18 protein-coding genes are annotated in these 18,182 nt (G+C 37.2%); 4 read left to right on the top strand and 14 right to left on the bottom strand.

What is annotated here, in order from left to right; genetic code table 11:
* Window positions 1-102 precede the first annotated feature (102 nt).
* A complete protein-coding gene (locus tag AC106K_RS16040; protein ID WP_482446482.1) occupies window positions 103-567 on the top strand; it encodes a hypothetical protein in 465 nt (154 codons plus the stop codon).
* A 62-nt stretch (window positions 568-629) separates the two neighbouring features.
* Here the strand turns inward: AC106K_RS16040 and AC106K_RS16035 are convergent, their stop codons facing one another.
* The 5 genes from AC106K_RS16035 to AC106K_RS16015 all read right to left on the bottom strand — a co-directional run bounded on the left by AC106K_RS16035 (window position 630) and on the right by AC106K_RS16015 (window position 4,204).
* The gene (locus AC106K_RS16035; RefSeq protein WP_482446481.1) at window positions 630-1,100 is read right to left on the bottom strand and encodes a DUF6702 family protein; all 471 of its coding nucleotides are present in this window, start codon (window positions 1,098-1,100) and stop codon (window positions 630-632) included.
* 58 nt (window positions 1,101-1,158) lie between these two features.
* The gene (locus AC106K_RS16030) at window positions 1,159-1,911 is read right to left on the bottom strand and encodes an LOG family protein (RefSeq protein ID WP_047097466.1); all 753 of its coding nucleotides are present in this window, start codon (window positions 1,909-1,911) and stop codon (window positions 1,159-1,161) included.
* Window positions 1,912-1,919: 8 nt separating this feature from the next.
* A complete protein-coding gene (locus AC106K_RS16025) occupies window positions 1,920-2,633 on the bottom strand; it encodes a nucleotidyltransferase family protein (RefSeq protein WP_482446480.1) in 714 nt (237 codons plus the stop codon).
* 67 nt (window positions 2,634-2,700) lie between these two features.
* The gene (locus AC106K_RS16020; RefSeq protein WP_482446479.1) at window positions 2,701-3,117 is read right to left on the bottom strand and encodes a RapZ C-terminal domain-containing protein; all 417 of its coding nucleotides are present in this window, start codon (window positions 3,115-3,117) and stop codon (window positions 2,701-2,703) included.
* Between the two features lie 61 nt (window positions 3,118-3,178).
* On the bottom strand, window positions 3,179-4,204 hold the full coding sequence (locus tag AC106K_RS16015) for an aminoglycoside phosphotransferase family protein (RefSeq protein WP_482446478.1): 1,026 nt from the start codon (window positions 4,202-4,204) through the stop codon (window positions 3,179-3,181).
* A gap of 258 nt (window positions 4,205-4,462) precedes the next feature.
* Here AC106K_RS16015 and xrtF point away from each other — a divergent pair, with 258 nt between their 5' ends.
* The 3 genes from xrtF (at window position 4,463) to AC106K_RS16000 (ending at window position 6,413) form a co-directional block, all read left to right on the top strand.
* Window positions 4,463-4,993, top strand: a complete 531-nt coding sequence (gene xrtF / locus AC106K_RS16010; protein WP_482446477.1) for an exosortase family protein XrtF — start codon at window positions 4,463-4,465, stop codon at window positions 4,991-4,993.
* The gene (locus AC106K_RS16005) at window positions 4,980-5,423 is read left to right on the top strand and encodes an exosortase F system-associated membrane protein (protein WP_482446476.1); all 444 of its coding nucleotides are present in this window, start codon (window positions 4,980-4,982) and stop codon (window positions 5,421-5,423) included. The genes xrtF and AC106K_RS16005 overlap by 14 nt, the downstream gene beginning before the upstream one ends.
* Window positions 5,424-5,606: 183 nt before the next feature.
* Complete coding sequence (locus AC106K_RS16000; protein ID WP_482446475.1) at window positions 5,607-6,413, top strand: GLPGLI family protein; 807 nt, start codon at window positions 5,607-5,609, stop codon at window positions 6,411-6,413.
* A gap of 97 nt (window positions 6,414-6,510) precedes the next feature.
* On the opposite strand, the gene AC106K_RS15995 is transcribed toward AC106K_RS16000, so the two are convergent.
* From AC106K_RS15995 to AC106K_RS15955, 9 genes are all read right to left on the bottom strand, one after another.
* Window positions 6,511-7,509 carry a cation diffusion facilitator family transporter gene (locus tag AC106K_RS15995; protein ID WP_482446474.1) on the bottom strand — a complete coding sequence of 333 codons (999 nt, stop codon included), beginning with the start codon at window positions 7,507-7,509 and terminating at the stop codon, window positions 6,511-6,513.
* Window positions 7,510-7,567: 58 nt separating this feature from the next.
* Window positions 7,568-8,560, bottom strand: a complete 993-nt coding sequence (locus tag AC106K_RS15990; protein WP_047097475.1) for an aspartate-semialdehyde dehydrogenase — start codon at window positions 8,558-8,560, stop codon at window positions 7,568-7,570.
* 75 nt (window positions 8,561-8,635) lie between these two features.
* Window positions 8,636-9,067: a hypothetical protein gene (locus tag AC106K_RS15985; protein ID WP_482446473.1), complete on the bottom strand. Its 432-nt coding sequence runs from the start codon at window positions 9,065-9,067 to the stop codon at window positions 8,636-8,638.
* A gap of 86 nt (window positions 9,068-9,153) precedes the next feature.
* Window positions 9,154-11,715 (bottom strand): TonB-dependent receptor, encoded by a 2,562-nt coding sequence (locus tag AC106K_RS15980; RefSeq protein WP_482446472.1) that lies wholly within the window; start codon window positions 11,713-11,715, stop codon window positions 9,154-9,156.
* A 208-nt stretch (window positions 11,716-11,923) separates the two neighbouring features.
* A complete protein-coding gene (nadC, locus tag AC106K_RS15975) occupies window positions 11,924-12,784 on the bottom strand; it encodes a carboxylating nicotinate-nucleotide diphosphorylase (RefSeq protein ID WP_482446471.1) in 861 nt (286 codons plus the stop codon).
* Between the two features lie 10 nt (window positions 12,785-12,794).
* A complete protein-coding gene (locus AC106K_RS15970) occupies window positions 12,795-13,358 on the bottom strand; it encodes a hypothetical protein (protein ID WP_482446470.1) in 564 nt (187 codons plus the stop codon).
* 95 nt (window positions 13,359-13,453) lie between these two features.
* Window positions 13,454-15,025 (bottom strand): L-aspartate oxidase, encoded by a 1,572-nt coding sequence (nadB, locus tag AC106K_RS15965; protein ID WP_482446469.1) that lies wholly within the window; start codon window positions 15,023-15,025, stop codon window positions 13,454-13,456.
* 31 nt (window positions 15,026-15,056) lie between these two features.
* Window positions 15,057-15,683, bottom strand: coding sequence for an NAD(P)H-dependent oxidoreductase (locus AC106K_RS15960; RefSeq protein ID WP_482446468.1), 627 nt, complete (start codon window positions 15,681-15,683; stop codon window positions 15,057-15,059).
* Window positions 15,684-15,807: 124 nt separating this feature from the next.
* The gene (locus AC106K_RS15955) at window positions 15,808-18,066 is read right to left on the bottom strand and encodes a T9SS type B sorting domain-containing protein (RefSeq protein WP_482446467.1); all 2,259 of its coding nucleotides are present in this window, start codon (window positions 18,064-18,066) and stop codon (window positions 15,808-15,810) included.
* Window positions 18,067-18,182: the final 116 nt, after the last annotated feature.

Below are 18,182 nucleotides of genomic sequence, written 5' to 3'. Positions count from 1 at the left end.
TTAATTTCACTATAACAAAAAAGTTGGCTCATATGGGCCAACTTTTTTGTTGTAAATAATCATTGTTCAGCCAGGAAAAAATATATATCTTTCGAAATAACTATGAAAAATCTTAAAGAAGAACATTATCTGTTAATCATGGGTCTTATCGGGCTTGTTGTGGCAATGGTCTATAAGGGATATGACAACAGGAATGAGCCGAATGAAAAAATGCTTAAAAATACCAAGTATACGGTAGTCAAAATTATATCTGATTTTTATGGCAATAGAGGAGTCAGAAATGGGTATGATTACAGATTTCTATATGAAAACGGATTTAAAGAAGGGCATATAGACGGCGAATTTGTTTTTGGAAGAAAATACCTTGTCGCTTATGATTCCACCAATATTAGAAACGGATATATTCTACTGGATAAGTTTGATGTGACGGACTCATTGTCGAAATATCATATTGAATATACCCAGGGAGGTTATCGTGATGGTTGGTCGCTAGAGAAAATGCCTTTCCAGTATGATAAAAGCGATATTGAATATGCTGTGAGAACGGCTGTACTGGGTTTCCAATAGATCCATAAAAACAAAAACCACCGCATCAGCAGTGGTTTTATTATTTTTAAAATTATTCTTTGTTAAAAAGATACCTCGTTCACTTCTTTTCCCCGTTGAAAATTCATCATTTTCTGGTTGCCTTTGTATCCGATACTCACCAGATTGATCTGCTTAGGAAAAGCGCTTAAAAGGATCGTATTTTTAATCTTTAAGGTGTTGATGTCCGTAATGCCTCCGGTTTCAAAATACACCCATACAGTTTCTCCGCTGACCTGGCTTCCTGTGAAAGTAATCGTCTTGGGAGCCCCATTTACAAATACATCAAAATTATTGTTCACATATTTTTTTACTTCTGCTTCAAATCCGGCTGTATTCGGGTTGATCTTTATAGCATCAGAGATATGGGCTGTATTCATTTTTGTAGTAAACTTCAATGTCTTGCTTCCATCAATATACTCTACTTTGGTCATTGAAGAGAAAAAGTCTACATACATAAAACTCATTAACACAAAAAGTGTTAAAATTCCTGATATATATAAAAGTTTTTTCATCTTAATTAATAGATTTACAATCATGCTTGCTAGTTATAGTTCACAAATAATATGCCAATTAGAAATTTACATTCACAGAATACTTATCATAAAAAGCTTTAATATGAGCCACAGCCTCATCAGCTGTATCTACCACACGATAAAGATCAAGGTCGTCTTCTGCAATCATTCCTTCTTTCAGTAAGGTTGCTTTAAACCAATCCAGCAATCCTCCCCAAAATTCGCTTCCTACTAATACAATCGGAAATTTACCGATTTTATTGGTTTGAATAAGGGTCAATGCTTCAGTAAGCTCATCCAGCGTTCCGAAACCTCCGGGCATTACTACAAATCCCTGAGAATATTTTACAAACATTACTTTTCTCACGAAAAAGTAATCGAAATTCATAGAGTAGGACTTGTTGATGTAAGGATTGAAATGCTGTTCAAAAGGAAGGTCGATGTTAAGGCCTATAGATTTTCCTTTGGCATTGAACGCTCCTTTATTTCCGGCTTCCATGATCCCGGGACCGCCTCCGGTAATGATTCCGAAGCCCAGTTTGGTGATCTTTTCAGCAATTTCCACTGCCATTTCGTAGTACTTGTTCTCCGGTTTCAGCCGTGCCGAGCCAAATATAGATACACATGGGCCGATCTTAGCCAGTTTTTCGTAGCCATCTACAAATTCAGCCATGACCTTGAAGACCATCCAGCTGTCTTTTGTGATTGTTTCATCCCATGTTTTTTGTCTGAAACTGTTGTGCAGTTTTGTTTCGTTAATGTCAAGTTCCGGATTTACTAAACTTTCATCCCTAGTTCCATCAATTTCCATTGCAAAAATTATTTAAAATATTTTTCGGCTTCTATTACAGATTCCGGTCGCCCTACATCTATAAGAATATCCTGATGTAAAAAGCCGTGAATATGCTCGGTTTGCATCAGAGCCAGATACTCTTCCATAATAGAAAATTTGCCTGTTCTTTTTATTTTTTCGAAGATCACAGGATTGATACAATGAACACCGCTGAATGCAAGAGCTTTAAACCCCTTGTTGAACTCAGCCAGTCGCTGTTCTCCCGTCTGTACATTCAGCCAGCCCCTCAAAACACTATCATCATTGAAAAGAAGTTTTCTTGAACTTTCTCTGTCTGAAACTGCTAAAGTAGCAAAATCTTTTATCTTTTTATGATATTCTACTAAAGCATTGATATTTATATTGGTTAAAATATCAGCATTCATGATCAGAAAATCTTCTCCGTGATCAAGAAACTTTCTTGCAAAAATCAAGCCGCCGCCGGTTTCCAGCAATTCATTGGTTTCATCAGAGATCTCGATCTTACATCCGAAATTATCATTTTTATTGAGAAAATCAACGATCTGATCCCCAAAATGATGGATGTTGATGACAAAATCTTTTATTCCGAAGCCTTTCAGATAATTGATATTTCTTTCCAAAAGGGGAACATCATTTACTTTTGCCAGAGCTTTTGGATGATGATCTGTAAACGGTTTAAGCCTGGTGCCTTTTCCTGCTGCGAAAATTAGAGCCTTCATATGGTGATAAATAAGAGATGATAAATAATGAGTGATATAATAAGGATAAGAAATTACTTACCACTCATTACTGATTATCGATGTTGAGTTGGGGTTGTTCATCGTGATGGATGCTTACTTCCGTTCCTTCCGGATATTTTTCTTTGATGAATTCAGCGATTTTTATTGCAGAATATACCGATCTGTGCTGGCCGCCCGTACATCCGAAATTGATCTGCAGATGTTCGAATCCTCTTGCCAGATAATCCTCAATATTGATGGATACCAGAGACTTTATCAATTCAAGAAATGTAGGCATTTCCGTTTTCGTTTCAAGGTATTCCTGAACGCCAATGTCATTTCCGGTCTGGCTTTTATATTCTTCAATTCTTCCGGGATTTAAAATTCCTCTGCAGTCAAAGGCAAAACCTCCGCCGTTTCCTGATGGGTCTTTGGGTATTCCTCCTTTCTTGTACGAAAAACTGTGTATGTCGATGTGTAGCATTTTCTTCTTTTTTTATTTTTTACTATAAGGTATTGTAATTTTTTTAACAGCTTAAAGAATCTTAACGGTTTGAATTTACTATTTCTTCAATTTTTATTTTTGTCTGTTCTAAAGTCAGCTGCCTGATCACTTTATTCAGCTCCGGATAGTCTTTCATCTGCTCCCATGAAGCTGCAAAATCTGTGATATTCTGAATTCCTTTTTCAAGACTTGCCAGGAAGTGCTGTTTTCTCTGGATCAGCCCTCTGAAGCCATAGGCTCCCAGTACCTGAAGGAATCTCATCATCTGAATTGGCTTTACCGAATCTTTTAGTTTATTCCTGGTTTCCTGATCATCAGACAATTGGATATAGTAGTCGAGCATCTCATTTTTAAAATCTTCAGGAAAGTTGGCCTTAGCCTGGAAAAGAAAAGAAATGACATCATACATCAAAGGTCCTTCCATCGCTGACTGATAATCGATAAATGAAACTTCATTTTTTTCATTCACCATAATGTTTCTTGCCTGGAAATCCCGGATCATCATTCCCTTAGGTTCCAGCCCTTCAACAAAGGTTGCAATCCGTTTGAATTCTTTCAGTAAGGTAGATTTGTTGTATTCAAGTTCCAAAACATCGGCAACGAAATTTTTAAAATAATAAAGATCATGAATCACCGGAAGTTCATCATAAGCTTCATATTCAAATGTTCTGGAAAAATCTATTTTCCCCAGAGTCTTCGTCTGGAGCTGGAAAAGTTTCTCTAAAGTTTGTTTTACCAGCAGTCTTACCTTCTGAGAGCCTTTTTCTTCAGCAATAACCTCTGAAAGAGTATGAGCCCCCAAAAATTCCTGTACATACATCTTTCTGTCATCAGAAACAGCCAGTATGTGAGGGGTATTCAGGTTGAGATCAGAAAACAGTCCGGAATAGTAAAGAAAACTTTCATTCTCGGGAATATTTTCATTGTAAGTGATAATGTATTTTTCAGAACCGGCAGAGGCAAGGAAATTTACCCTCGCAGAGCCGCTTTGAGCCAATGTGATGAATTCGGTCGATTCCTTACCTAAATGGTTTTCAAAAAATCGTTTTGCGTTTTCAGAAGTCATAATATGGAAACAAATATACTAATTTAACATGAGTTGGAAACAGGACCGTTTTATTGTTTGGAAATGCAGAACAGAAGCGGAAGGATGAACTGTTTTAATCGATTCTAAAGAGATTCTCTTTCTGTTTTTTGGGATGGAAAATCAGTTAATCAACAGGAAACATTCTTTAAATGGATTACTACACTTATTTGTGATTTAAAATGAAGCTTTCTTCACTCAAAATCAGTGTAGTTTACGGCTAATTTTTATCTTTGTACTATGTTTAAGGATTTTAAGCCTGTTTTAGGAATTTTGCTTCGTTTCATCATCATCTATCTGGTGCTGTTGCTGATTTACCAGTTTTATCTTAATAATGGGAAAGATCTGGGATTAGATCCTTTTTCAAGATGGATTGCCAATCAAGTGAGTTCCCTGCAAAATAGCATAGGCTACCCAACGAAACTTTATAATGATGTAAAGAACGGACAGGTATGGTTCTATGTGAAAAACAATTATGTAACAAGAATGGTGGAAGGGTGTAATGCCATTTCTGTGATGATCCTGTTTGTATCTTTTGTTTTCGCTTTCTACAAAGGGCCAAAAACATTCCTTTTTGTACTAGCCGGGCTTGTTTTACTTTACATCATGAACCTTCTGAGGATTACAGGGCTGAATATCGTGATGGCAGATTATAAGGAATATGGTAAAACATTTCATGATTATATTTTTCCTGCAGTGATTTATGGAAGCGTGGTTTTGCTTTGGATGATCTGGATTAAATTTTTTGCTTTACAACATGAAAATTCTTAATGGGTTATTGGTGATCGCAGGAATTTGTGGTCTGGTAAGTGTCAGGATCTTTGAAGATACGCTTTTCTATGATCCTTTTCTGAATTATTTCCACGAAGCGAATCAGAATATTGCTTTTCCGCCTTTTGAGTGGGGAAAGCTGATGGGAGGGTATCTGTTTAGGTTTGTCTTGAATCTTTTGTGCTCCTGCCTGATCATATACGGCTTATTTAAGAGTAAAGAATGGACGATCCAGGGAGCTGTGATGATGGTTATTGTTTTTGCCATTGCGTTTCCGATCTATTTATACTGTATTCACAATAAATTTGAGATAGGATACCTCTTTTCCTTTTATATGAGGCGGTTTGTGATTCAGCCGCTGATCATTTTGCTGATTGTTCCTATGTTTTATTACAGGAAAAAGATTTCTCAAAAAAACAGTTTTCAATAAAAAATACTGGATATTCTACATTAAGAAACTTGTATTATATAATTTTTTTATCGGAATTTGTTTTTGTGTTTAATGGTTTGGTTTTAAATGGTTTGAAGCGTTTGTGCTTTAGTGTTTAATTCATAGGTTTGTGATAAGTTCTGGGAGGAATTCTGAATTAAAAATTATTAAAATTCTACATACATGGGAAAAGGAATCATTGTATTTATATTGATGATCAATTTGTTTTACAGCCAGAATATAACTTGTTTATATGAATTGAAATTTAAGCCAGATCATCATAAGGATAGTACAACGGTCAATAAATTTTATCTGGATATTTATGGAAAACAGTCTATTTTCAGATCAGAACTGGAGAGGAGATCAGACTCATTAATAACAAAAACGAATTTAGGATTAGGGAGAAATGTATATTTCATTACAGAATTATTTGCTAAAAAAAATTTAGAAACAGGAGATATTCAAAAAGTGATGATTACTCCCACGATGAAAACCCGATTTTTCATAGCTATAGATAAGCTGAACTGGAAAATTGTTGACGAAAAGCAGAAAATTGGGGATCTTTACTGCCAAAAAGCAGAATTAGATTACGGAGGAAGACGTTGGGTAGCATGGTTCACAGAATCAATAAATTTACAGGAAGGACCTTATATTTTTAATGGCCTACCAGGTTTAATCGTTAAAATATCAGATTCGGATTTAGATTATGATTTTAATCTGATACAGCTTAAAAATGTGAAAAATAGTGATTTTTTTGTTCCCCAAAAAGGAAAGCAGATCAGTTGGGCTGATTTTCAAAAGATGATGGAAAATTATTATAATGATCCTTTTTATGAAATGAAAAGCAGTGGAATGAAGTATGTAGTGGGAGATGATAAAGGAAATGTTTCTATTTTGAGCCCTGCGGTTATAGTAAAGAAATTTCAAGCCAAGATGAAAAACTCTGGAAATAATCTTATAGAACTTGATAAAGCACTAATCTTAAAATAAAAAACAAAAGCCTTAGAGAAAATCTGTAAAGCTTTTGTTTTAAGTTCTTGAAATCCGAATTTTGAAAAATTATTCCTGATTACAATTACTTTCTTTGTTATTCAGCTGTATGTTTATCTACACTCGTAACATTCTCAGGAGTCCATTCTACACGTTTAACGAAATCTTTTTCCCGGACCGGGCAGTTTTTGATCTGGCAAACCGGGCATGAAATAGGTTTGCAGTCATCCATGTGGAAATTGAATTCTATATTTCTCTTGATGTTTTTGGCAAGAAGAAGGATTACTTTTTCCATCTCACCATGGGCGTCACGGAGGTCATAATACCAGGGAAGGGTGATATGGGCATCAATATGAAGGTTGGCACCGAACTGCTGTATTTTCATATTGTGTACATCGATCCATTCTGTATGTCTGTTTTCTTCCAGAATCCTGATGACCTGATTGAGTATTTCAGGGTCCTGCTCATCCATAATACCGCTTAATGATTTACGGATGATCTTATAGCCTACAAAGATGATATAAAGCCCGAAAATCAAGGCAACCACAGAATCCAGCCAATAGATTTTAGTAAAATAAACGACCACTAAACTGGCTACTACACCAAGAGTGGTGATGGTGTCGGATTGCAGATGTTTTCCGGATGAGATAAGGACCAGAGAATTCTCTCTTTCGCCCTTTCTGATAGAAATATACCCGAGAAGATAATTAACGACCGCCGTAGCTGCGATGATCCATATTCCGAGATCAATCTTACTTAAGGTTTTCCCCACAATAAGACTGTGAATTCCCTCATAGATAATCATTACCCCTGCAATAGCGATCAGGGCTCCTTCAATCCCCGAAGTAACAAATTCCACTTTCCCATGACCGTAAGGATGGTCTTCATCTTTAGGTTTGGCTGCAAGATGCAGGGAATAAAGTCCCATGAATGCACTGATGACATTCACAATACTTTCCATAGCATCGGAGAATACAGCATCGGAATTGGTAAGTTTCCAGGCAATAATCTTTCCGATGAATAGAATGACTCCAAAGATGGCGATGATCTTTTGGAATCCTATTTTATCTTTGTGGGCGTTTTTCCGGGTATTCATATTTGAGTTTGATAAAAAAAAGAATCTCAATTCTGAGACTCTTTTTTATTTTGTTAGTTTATACTAAGTTGTTTGCTACAAGGTATTCTGCGATTTGTACAGCGTTGGTTGCTGCTCCTTTCCTCAGGTTGTCTGCTACGATCCAGAGGTTGAGCGTTTTGGGCTGTGACAGATCCCGTCTGATTCTTCCTACAAAAACTTCATCTTTCCCTTCGGAATACAGAGGCATAGGGTAGTGGTTGTTTTTCACATCATCCATTACGACTACTCCCGGAGTTTCAGATAAGATTTTTCTTACTTCATCCAGCTCGAATTCATTTTCAAATTCAATGTTTACACTTTCAGAGTGACCTCCCTGTACCGGAACCCTTACAGCAGTTGCTGTTAAGTTGAAGGTATCGTCTCCTAAAATTTTCTTAGGCTCCTTCATCAGTTTGATCTCTTCTTTTGTGTAGTCATCATCAGCAAATACATCACAGTGTGGCAATGCATTTTTGAAGATCTGGTAAGGATATACTTTAGCAGCAGAATCATCACCGCTGATTTCTCCATTTAATTGGTCAACGGCAGCCTTACCTGTTCCTGTTACAGATTGGTAAGTAGAAACAATTACTCTTTTTAAATCATATTTTTTGTTCAAAGGTCCCAGAACCATTACCAACTGAATGGTAGAACAATTCGGGTTTGCAATGATCTTGTCTTCTTTAGTCAATACATCAGCATTGATTTCCGGAACTACCAGTTTTTTATCAGGATCCATTCTCCATGCAGAAGAATTGTCGATTACTGTTACTCCTGCTTCTGCAAATAATGGAGCAAACTCAAGAGAAGTAGAACCTCCGGCAGAGAAGATCGCAATATCCGGTTTGGCAGCTATAGCGTCCTTCATGCTTACAATCGTAAATTCCTTCTGTTTATACTTCACCTTCTTGCCTACAGATTTTTCGGATGCTACCGGAATTAATTCTGTTACAGGGAAGTTTCTCTCCTCCAAAACTTTCAGCATAACTTGTCCAACCATTCCTGTTGAACCTACTACAGCTACTTTCATTGATTTAATTAAAAATTTTAAGATTAAACTATTTATAAATTATAACGCATAATGTATAATTTCTTTTTTCTGTTTTTATGCCCCGAAGACTCTTGTCCAAGGGAAAGCAAAAGCAAATAGACCTACCGCGATCAATCCCATAATGGTAATTCCAAGGGAAATGGTATCGTTTGATTTTACTTTTTTGTTGACGATGGTCATTAATACCGCTGCGATCAGCATAGAAAATGGATGTTCAACATATTGAAATCTTAATGCTGCGTTTTTCATTACTTCCCCCATGTTTAATCCTTTAGAAAAAGTTGTTACCAGCATGATAATTCCTAATAAGAACTGAACGTGGAAAAAGATCATTGTGAATAAAGTTGTTTTCTTTAAAAACTTATTCACTTTTCCACTGAAACCAAACATGGTAGCCAAAAGTGCAATGATAAATAATGCAACCAAAAGAAGTTCAAGATACCCGAATCCTTTGTGGGCATGCAGCAAAATGTTGTAAAAATCCATAATCCTATTTTTTTGTACACAAAGATAACAAAAATCCCGGCTCAAAGCCGGGATTCATATTGAGAATATCTAATATTATGATAGTATTAGAAGTTGAATGATAAGGTTGTAGACCAAGTTCTTCCGAATCCGAAGAATACTCTGTTTCCGTCAGCGATACCTTTGTAAGTTCTTCCTGCTTCCAGGTAAGTTTTACCGTTATCCGGATCTTTAGCGTCTTTAATTTTATCAGTTGCTTTGATATTCGTTACACCATCCTGGATGTAAGTAGTATCAAACAGGTTGTTTACGTTAACTCCAAGCGTGAAATACTGATTTGGGTTTTTAAGCTTAAGTTTATAAGATGCACCAATGTTGAATAGGTTGAAATCTGGTAATTTTAAAGCTTCGTTACCTGGCGTCATGAAGTCAGTCATATTCATTGCAGAATAGATTTTTCCAACATATTGCCAGTTACCATATACTCTTAAATCTGTAACAGGAGTCACTGTAAATCCTAATGATGATGTCATTTGCGGAATACTGTTGTTAGTACCTCCTACTTTTACTTTATCTAAATAAAGGGTAGATGTGTTAGATCCGTTTGTTGCAATTGGAGTATTGTCATCCTGGAAGTTAGACCCTGATGCATTTCCTTTGTATTGGTAATCACCCCAAGAGAACATCCCTTGTAATTCTAAGAATTTGTTTAATCTGTAAGTTGCTTCAGCTTCTACTCCCTGGTGAAGTTGAGTAATTCCACTGATCTCTGAGTAACCTCTTACGTTGTTGTCGAAAATTACACTTCCTCTTCTGTACCATCTGTCTTTCCACTCAGTTCTGTATAAGTTAACTTTCGCGTTGAAGTTAGATGTTTTGAATCCATACCCTAATTCTACAGAGAAGATTTTCTCATTTGTTAAGTTAGGATTTACAACCTGTTGGTTACTTGGATATACGGAGTTCATCAAAGGCTGCTTGCTATAGTATCCAACATTAGCAAATACGTTATGGTTGCTGTTGATGTTATAGTTAGCTCCCCCTTTAATATTGAATCCAAATAGGTTTTTAAATCCTGTTTTTCTGTCAACAGTTTGACCTTGTTGAGTTGATCCTGGTTTTACAAAGTCATCAATTCTCTGATATGCCTGGTTGGATACGGATCCCTGTACATAAGCAGTTAATTTCTCAGTAGAATATTCTACTTGTCCGAAACCACTGTACCAAAGTACCTCACCATCATTACTGAATGAAACTCTGTCCTCCATTGGTGCATTTGAACCACCGAAAGGATTCCAGTTCAGCTTTTGATAATCATAAGTGTTACGAACGATATTATTTGTTGGAAGATTTTTATTGGATCCATCTGTGTAACCAGAAGCTCCATATAAATCAGAAAGTACCTGATAGTGGTATCCATAGTAGTATCTGTCATCAGTACCTATGGAGAAATTCCAGTTGTCATTGATTTTGTGCTGGAAGTTCATCAAGATTCCGTACCAGTTGTGTGAGTTTACACTTGAAGTACGTACCAAAGTGTTTCCTGCTACCCCTAAAGTAGGAGTTACAGCTGCGTTTGCTGCAAAGATTCCATTATAATCGTAATGACCTTCTGCGTCATAGAAGTCAGCCATTCCTTTAGTTCCTAGTTTACCAAGGTTTCTGGCTCCACCACCACGTCCGTTAGACATATAAGCAACTGTACTTAAAGTAGATTTGTCACTGATTGTCCAATCCCAGTTCAACATCATTACAGGCTTAGAATAGTAGTTCATAGCATTCGCTATGTTGGTTCTTCTTCCGTCTGGAGATGTATAGTATCCGTAATCAGAGTTGTATGGTCTGTATGGAGTACCATCGTGATCCGGATTGTATTTGATATAGTTACCCACTGTTGGAGCATAAGATCTCTGATCGTGCCATTGTGGAGAAGAAGTCATCATAAACTGTAAGTTATGCTTCTTGTTTGGCTGGTAACCTAATGCGAAGAAATAAGTATATGATTCGTAGTCTGTATTTTGTACATAAGTAGCTCCTGCTTGTCTTGCCATTAAGAATGAAGCGGCCCATCCATTAGCAGATTTACCAGTATTGTAAGCAAAAGAGGTTTTCAAGAAATCGTTATTACCGATACCTAATCTTACTGCTCCACCTTGCTTCATATCAGCAGCTCGGGTAAGGAAGTTCATTGTACCTCCTACGGAAGCAATGGCTAACTTAGAAGAACCAAGTCCTCTTTGTACCTGCATAGTACTTGTTACATCTGATAAACCAGTCCAGTTAGACATGTATACAGTACCTCCTTCCATGTCATTAACAGGCATACCGTTTACCATTACTGCAATGTTTCTGGATTCGAAACCACGCATGGTAAGCTGGGAGTCTCCAAAACCACCTCCACCTTTTGTTGCATAAACAGAAGGAGTTGTGTTCAATAGTTCAACAAGCTCCTGGTTTCCTTGTCTTTCAAGAATTTGAGCTGCTTTGATTGTAGAGACTGCCACTGGTGTCTTTCTATCTTTAGCGATATCGGTTACACCTCTTAGGATTACCTCTTCAATGTCTTTAGACTTGGTTTTAACCGTGTCTTGAGTTTGTTGAGCATAATAGATACTAGCTGTAGATAAAGTAATTACTGCAGTTAGCATCGTTTTGTTGATTAATTTCATAATCGTTAGTAATAATTAGATTTAATTTTCTGCAAAATTCGCAAAATATATTTTAACTATTATTAACTCAATGTTAATTTTTAATCAGTCTTAATAACGTTAATCTTTTGATTGTCAGTAAAATGGTGAAAAAATGAATTTTTGTATGAAAAAAGTCATGTTATTGAGTTTTTAACAAAGTGGGGGTGTTTTTATTAAAAATATAATGCTATTTCACTGCTTTGAGACTCAAATCGATATTCTCAGCCGAGTGTGTAAGGGCTCCTACAGAGATATATGTAACTCCTGTAGATGCAATTTCTTTGAGCATATCTCGGGTAATTCCTCCTGAAGCTTCAGATTCACATGCACCGTTGATCATCTCTACAGCCTGCTTCATCGTTTTTACATCCATATTATCCAGCATGATTCTGTCCACTTTGGCGTTGATGGCCTCCTGAACTTCCTCCAGATTTCTGGTTTCTACTTCTATTTTTAACTTTTTTTTGTTCTTCTTAACATAGTCCTTTGCCATTTTCACCGCGTTGGTAATGCTTCCGTTGTAGTCAATATGGTTATCCTTCAGCATAATCATATCATAAAGACCATATCTGTGGTTGGTGCCACCGCCTATGGCTACCGCCCATTTTTCACATACCCTGAAGTTGGGGGTCGTTTTTCTTGTATCTAAAAGTTTGGTTTTTGTACCCACCAGTCTTGAATCCCAGTCGTGCGTAAGAGTAGCAATCCCACTCATTCTCTGCATACAGTTGAGAACAAGTCTTTCCGTAGAAAGAATAGATCTCGCGCTTCCGGTTACGATAAGAGCAATATCTCCCACTTTTGCCAGGTCACCGTCTTTTAGAAATCTTTCTATCTTTAAGTTTTTATCAAAAGTTTTGAAAATAATCTCAGCAAGCTCTACACCCGCAAGAATACAGTCCTGCTTTACCAAAAGTTTGGCACTTTGCTCAAGGTCCTCCGGAATGGTAGAAAGCGTAGAGTGATCTCCATCCTGAATGTCTTCTTCAAGAGCAGTTTTTATAAATGTTTTTAATACTTTATCTGTAACGTATGCTGGCCTTTTCATATTTTTGACTTTAGTAATAATAAGATGATCTTTTTCCGAATAATAAATCGTGAATGATGAATAACAAAATTACTTCATTTTCTTTAGCTTTTACTTTTTCAAATTCTATTTTATTTTTTATTCGATTGTTATCCGGATCTGTACCTTCAAACTCTATAACATATTTTCCCTCGCTTTTTCCAGATTTAAAAGTGGGATCAAGAAAATATTTCCAATTGAGATCCTCCCAGCGATATTCGCGATTGTGAAACAAAAGTTTATTTTTTCTGAACTCTAAAATAGGATATTGTGGATTGTTAATATAATAAAGCGTCAGATTCAATTGGTTATCAGTAATAATTTCATCCAGATCAAATTTCTTATTTCCGAAATAGTAAGGTATTCCCAACTTAATAATATTGCATAATAAATTTATTGGTAGTGGGTGTTTCGCTCTGGAAATAACCTTCTTTTTAAAAAATCCAAATATATATTGTGTTAGAAATAGAGAAACACCTAATGCAGTAAGAAATATTAAGTATGAAAGATTATGGAGTTTGAAAAGGAAAAGAATAGACATGGGAATTACTATCATTATTGAGAATATGAATATTCGTAAAAAATATAGAATATTAACAATAGTAAGAATCCTCAGGCTAAATATTTCCATTCCTTTAATTCTGAAATATTTTATGCTAAATCTTTATTGTAAAACGCTCCTTTATTTTCTGTCATTTCCATAGATTGGGTAATGATAAGGTGGGCAACAGTTGTTAAATTCCTTAATTCTGAAAGCTGCGGCGAAAGAATAGAGTAGTGGTATATTTCATCCACGGCTGCTGCAATTTCCTGGTGTTTCTGTAATGCCATATTCAGACGTCTGTTGCTTCTTACAATCCCTACAAGGTCGCTCATCATTTCCTGAAGTTGTTTTCTCAGGTAGCTGACGATAACCATTTCATCCATAATCTTCATTCCTTCTTCATTCCATTCCGGAACGGCTTTAAGATCATCAAAATTGAAATTATTTTCGTTCAGAAGTTCTACTGTTTTCATAGCAGCATTGTGACCGAATACCAGACCTTCAAGCAAAGAGTTTGAAGCAAGTCTATTGGCTCCGTGAAGTCCTGAATTGGTACATTCACCCACGGCAAAAAGATTTTTAATAGAAGATTGGCCGTCTCTGTCTACTTCAATTCCTCCCATTAAGTAATGGCATGCTGGAACAACAGGGATCAATTGGGTGAAAGGATCAATACCTTCGTCTTTACATTTTTTATAGATATTCGGGAAGTGCTCCAGGAATTTTTCATGATTCATTTCCTTGCAATCTAAGCCTACAAATTCATCACCGGTAATTTTCATTTCGGCGTCTATCGCTCTTGCGACAATATCTCTTGATGCAAGTTCTTCACGCTCATCATACTTATGCATGAATTTTTCGCCTCTTTTGGTTCTTAATTTCGCTCCGTCTCCACGTACTGCTTCTGAAATTAAAAACAACATTCCATCCATTTTGCTATACAAAGCTGTAGGATGAAACTGGTAATACTGCATATTGGAAACCTTTCCTTTGGCACGGGCTACGAAAGCAATTCCGTCTCCGGTGGCAATAGTTGGGTTGGTTGTATTTTTATAAACATGTCCAGCGCCTCCTGTGGCAGCCAGTGTTATTTTAGACGTAATCTTTTTAATGGTTTTGGATTTTTCATCCAGAATATAAGCTCCGTAGCAGTGGATGTCCCCTTCGTTCAGTTCCTTGCCGGGAACGTGGTGCTGAGTGATAATGTCGATCACATAATGATGATCCAGGATTTCAATGTTCGGACTGCTGTTGGCAGTTTCAAGCAAAGCTCTTTCAATTTCAAAACCTGTGATGTCTTTATGATGAACAATCCTGTTTTCTGTATGGCCACCTTCTCTTCCCAAAGCAAATTTACCATTCTTCATATCGAACTGGGCTCCCCATTCTACAATCTCATTGAATCTTGCAGGAGCTTCTTTCACCACCATTTCTACAACGTCACGCTGGTTTTCTCCATCTCCGGCACGCATGGTGTCTTCGATATGTTTTTCGAAATTGTCTTTCTGGAAATCAGTGACTACAGCGAGCCCGCCCTGAGCATATTTGGTGTTACTTTCGTCTTCATCAGATTTTGTTACGATGATGATTTTGGCATCAGGGTGCTGTTCAGACACTTTAATGGCATAGGAAAGTCCGGAAATGCCGGAACCAATTACTAATACATCCGCTTTTATCATATGCTTGCTTTAGGTACAATCGTTTAAATAATTAAATAAATTTAAACAATTTTTCGTTTGGTTTTCTTACTTTTTTCATGTGCTGGAAGGGATCTTCCTCAGAGCGGTAGCCTAAAGCGAGGGTAACGGTTACTTTTTCTGTTTCGGGATTGATGTTCAGAATCTCTTCTATCACATCCTGCCTGAATCCTTCCATTGGGCATGAATCTATATTTTCTATAGCAGCAGCGTACATCAGATTGGCTAATACGATATAAGACTGTTTTTCTGCCCAATTGAAAATCTCATCCTGTGTTTTTTGATGAATATGCTGGCTTATACTGTTTTTGAATGGGTCCAGCGTTTCAAGAGGAACTTCTCTTACTTCCGAAATATGCTTAAAATACCCACGGATATAGCTTTCCTCAATGGTTTTCTTTGAGATAATAACGATAAGATGGGAACAGGTGGATATCTGAGAAGGGTTATAAAAAGCAGGAATCATTTTCTGCTTCATCTCTTCACTTTCAACAATCACAATTTTGTACGGCTGAAGTCCCTGTGAACTAGCAGATAATTTTCCTGACTCAAGAATATTATGAAGAGTTTCCTGAGGAATAATTTGATGATTAAATTTCTTTACAGAATATCTTCTGCTTAAAGCTTCCAAATAATTCATAGCACAAATTTAAGCATTGAATATGAATAAAGAGCCTTTAAAATGAAATATCTCGGGCAGGATTATACAAAAAAATCACCCCGTCAGGCGGAGTGATTTCTGTAATGAAATATGGAATGTATGGTTAATCTCTGTTCTTTACAACGATCCAGCCTGAGAACTGTATCGGGGTGCTGTTTCTGTTATTCTCGTTCCATGAAACAGAATACCAGTAATTGCCTGTAGGAACTTTTCTGTTGGTATTGTTGGTTCCTTTCCATTTGTAGCCATTGCTTTTGTCTGCCTGGAATATTTTGTAACCATACCGGTCGAAGATTCCTATTTCAAGATTCTTTTTACCGGCCAATGCGGAATAGTCAACAAAATCATTGATTCCATCGTCATTCGGGGTGATCACATTGATCAGGTTAGGCACAGTGATATTGATTTCGATAGGAGCACAATTGTAGCTGTCTTTTACAAATATTTTAGCTTCACCTCTTGCTACATTGGTGAATGTGTTGGAGTCCTGCCAGTTTACATTATCCATAGAATATTGATAAGGTGGAGTACCGCCGTTAACGTTTACCGTTACAGTGTTGCCTGATATGTCAACATTGGTTACTACCGGGTTTTCGGCAGGATATACCGTTACGGTCTGCGTTGCTGTACAGTCTCCGGTCTTCAGTTTTACCCAATAGGTTCCTACTCCTACATTTTGGATAGATTGTGTTGTAGCTCCGGTACTCCATAAGTAGCTTTTGAAGCCGGCTCCTGCATCTAATGTAGTCTTACTTTCTATACAGATCGTTTTATCGATAAGTATTCTGGATAATACCGGCTGGATTACTGTAAGAGTTACTTTTGCGATTGCATAACAGTTATTTCCATTGAATACTTTTATATAAGCGACTCCATTAGGAGCAATATAAGCTGCCGGGGTAGAGATCTCATTGGTGCCGTTGATAGCGTCAGTTAGAGAAGGATAGTATTTCTTAATGGTTCCATTCTGGGAAACAACAGCTCCTGTCAGATTAAACGATGCTACTGATGGGTTGCTTTCAATGAAGCAGGATTTTATTTCGGTGTCATTTACGGTGACTACCGGATAAATGTTCAGGGTTATTTTTGCGGTACTTAAACATCCCTGGGCAGTGGTTACTTTTACATAAATTGTTGCTGCCCCCGATGCATAATTGTAAGGATTCGTGATCTGGTTTGTTCCGTTGTTCAGATCGTAAAGAGTCGGGTAGAATTCCTTGGTTACCCCTGTAAGTGTTGTGACTGTAGCAGAATTAAGATCAAATGTCCCCGTTCCTGCATTGTTGTTATTACAGGCGGTGAGGCTTGCATTGGTTGCTGCGAATGGAGTAGGGTTGAGCTTGATGATCCCGTCGCCATTGTCGCAAAGAGTTGATGTAGGATCTTTGATGACTACTTTGATGGTGGTATTTCCTGAATATTGAAAACTTGCTGGGTTGGCAATAGGAGTAGAGCTTCCCAATACATAATAGGTGAAGATATAATTTCCAGGATTATTCACAAATTGAGAAGCAAAAGAAGTAAGATCTACGACTCCGGTTCCGGTAGTTGGATTTGTACAGACAAACGGAGTGATCGTTGCATTCAAAATAGGAACTTTATCTACAAATACCTTAGCGTTTTTAATAGAATGTCTTGCGCTGGCTCCTCCCGTTGCTGCAGAAAAACCAAAGTATCCCTGAGACATTCCCACTGCACCGCCGGAAGGAGCAAAAGATTGATCAACAATCAATACTCCGTCTATTTTTACTTTGATGATCCAGTTCGTTGGATTAGAAAGATCGGTTTCTCCATTTACTTCTACGTGTCTGAACGTATCTCCCACAAATGGCTGGGTAGGGTTGAGATCCGGAGAATGGAATGTGCTTCCCGGGGTGTTGTTGAATTCAATATTGTTTCCTGCCGTATTGTTGGTACCATACAGGATATGTACTTTACTCATCTGACCTTCGGTAGTATTGTTGAAAATATCAAATCCTACCATTAATCCTGAGGCGTTAGCAGGAATTCCTAATCCGCCTCCCGATACGAAACCTGTTGGAGGGTTGGCAAGGTACCAGAACGTAAAGCCGTCTCCTCTCCCGAATTGGGTAGTTCCGTTTCCGTCAATTCTGAAATCGAATTCCACTTTCCATTTATCACAATAGCTGAGCGTAATGGGAGTGGCTAATTTTATTGCTCCGTATTTGCTTGTCTGGTCGGTGGTAAGTCTTATAAAGTCTGTACTTACTATAGCATCGGAAACAAGATCCCAGCCCGTTGTGTTGACTGGATTTCCAGCGAGCTGATAGGTTTGGGAAAATAATTTTCCGGGTAAGCAGACTAAGACGGCAAATAAGAAAATGAGTATATGTTTTTTCATAGTGGTTGATTGTGATGTTAATTATTTTACAATTTACGACATTTTATATTTGTAAGTATTTGATTATTAATAAAAAAAGTAGTGAATGTTGTTTTTTGTGAGCCATTGATCAATGG

The sequence above is a fragment of the Chryseobacterium sp. FR048 genome (assembly GCF_056844665.1).
Note: the sequence above shows the minus strand (reverse complement) of the source record. Positions and strands in the feature narration are given on the sequence as shown.

Excerpts from the sequence above, each read along its gene's own strand:
- AC106K_RS16040 (WP_482446482.1), top strand. The coding sequence starts at position 103 with ATGAAAAATCTTAAAGAAGAACATTATCTGTTAATCATGGGTCTTATC.
- AC106K_RS16035 (WP_482446481.1), bottom strand. The coding sequence starts at position 1,100 with ATGAAAAAACTTTTATATATATCAGGAATTTTAACACTTTTTGTGTTA.
- AC106K_RS16030 (WP_047097466.1), bottom strand. The coding sequence starts at position 1,911 with ATGGAAATTGATGGAACTAGGGATGAAAGTTTAGTAAATCCGGAACTT.
- AC106K_RS16025 (WP_482446480.1), bottom strand. The coding sequence starts at position 2,633 with ATGAAGGCTCTAATTTTCGCAGCAGGAAAAGGCACCAGGCTTAAACCG.
- AC106K_RS16020 (WP_482446479.1), bottom strand. The coding sequence starts at position 3,117 with ATGCTACACATCGACATACACAGTTTTTCGTACAAGAAAGGAGGAATA.
- AC106K_RS16015 (WP_482446478.1), bottom strand. The coding sequence starts at position 4,204 with ATGACTTCTGAAAACGCAAAACGATTTTTTGAAAACCATTTAGGTAAG.
- xrtF (WP_482446477.1), top strand. The coding sequence starts at position 4,463 with ATGTTTAAGGATTTTAAGCCTGTTTTAGGAATTTTGCTTCGTTTCATC.
- AC106K_RS16005 (WP_482446476.1), top strand. The coding sequence starts at position 4,980 with ATGAAAATTCTTAATGGGTTATTGGTGATCGCAGGAATTTGTGGTCTG.
- AC106K_RS16000 (WP_482446475.1), top strand. The coding sequence starts at position 5,607 with ATGGGAAAAGGAATCATTGTATTTATATTGATGATCAATTTGTTTTAC.
- AC106K_RS15995 (WP_482446474.1), bottom strand. The coding sequence starts at position 7,509 with ATGAATACCCGGAAAAACGCCCACAAAGATAAAATAGGATTCCAAAAG.
- AC106K_RS15990 (WP_047097475.1), bottom strand. The coding sequence starts at position 8,560 with ATGAAAGTAGCTGTAGTAGGTTCAACAGGAATGGTTGGACAAGTTATG.
- AC106K_RS15985 (WP_482446473.1), bottom strand. The coding sequence starts at position 9,067 with ATGGATTTTTACAACATTTTGCTGCATGCCCACAAAGGATTCGGGTAT.
- AC106K_RS15980 (WP_482446472.1), bottom strand. The coding sequence starts at position 11,715 with ATGAAATTAATCAACAAAACGATGCTAACTGCAGTAATTACTTTATCT.
- nadC (WP_482446471.1), bottom strand. The coding sequence starts at position 12,784 with ATGAAAAGGCCAGCATACGTTACAGATAAAGTATTAAAAACATTTATA.
- AC106K_RS15970 (WP_482446470.1), bottom strand. The coding sequence starts at position 13,358 with ATGATAGTAATTCCCATGTCTATTCTTTTCCTTTTCAAACTCCATAAT.
- nadB (WP_482446469.1), bottom strand. The coding sequence starts at position 15,025 with ATGATAAAAGCGGATGTATTAGTAATTGGTTCCGGCATTTCCGGACTT.
- AC106K_RS15960 (WP_482446468.1), bottom strand. The coding sequence starts at position 15,683 with ATGAATTATTTGGAAGCTTTAAGCAGAAGATATTCTGTAAAGAAATTT.
- AC106K_RS15955 (WP_482446467.1), bottom strand. The coding sequence starts at position 18,066 with ATGAAAAAACATATACTCATTTTCTTATTTGCCGTCTTAGTCTGCTTA.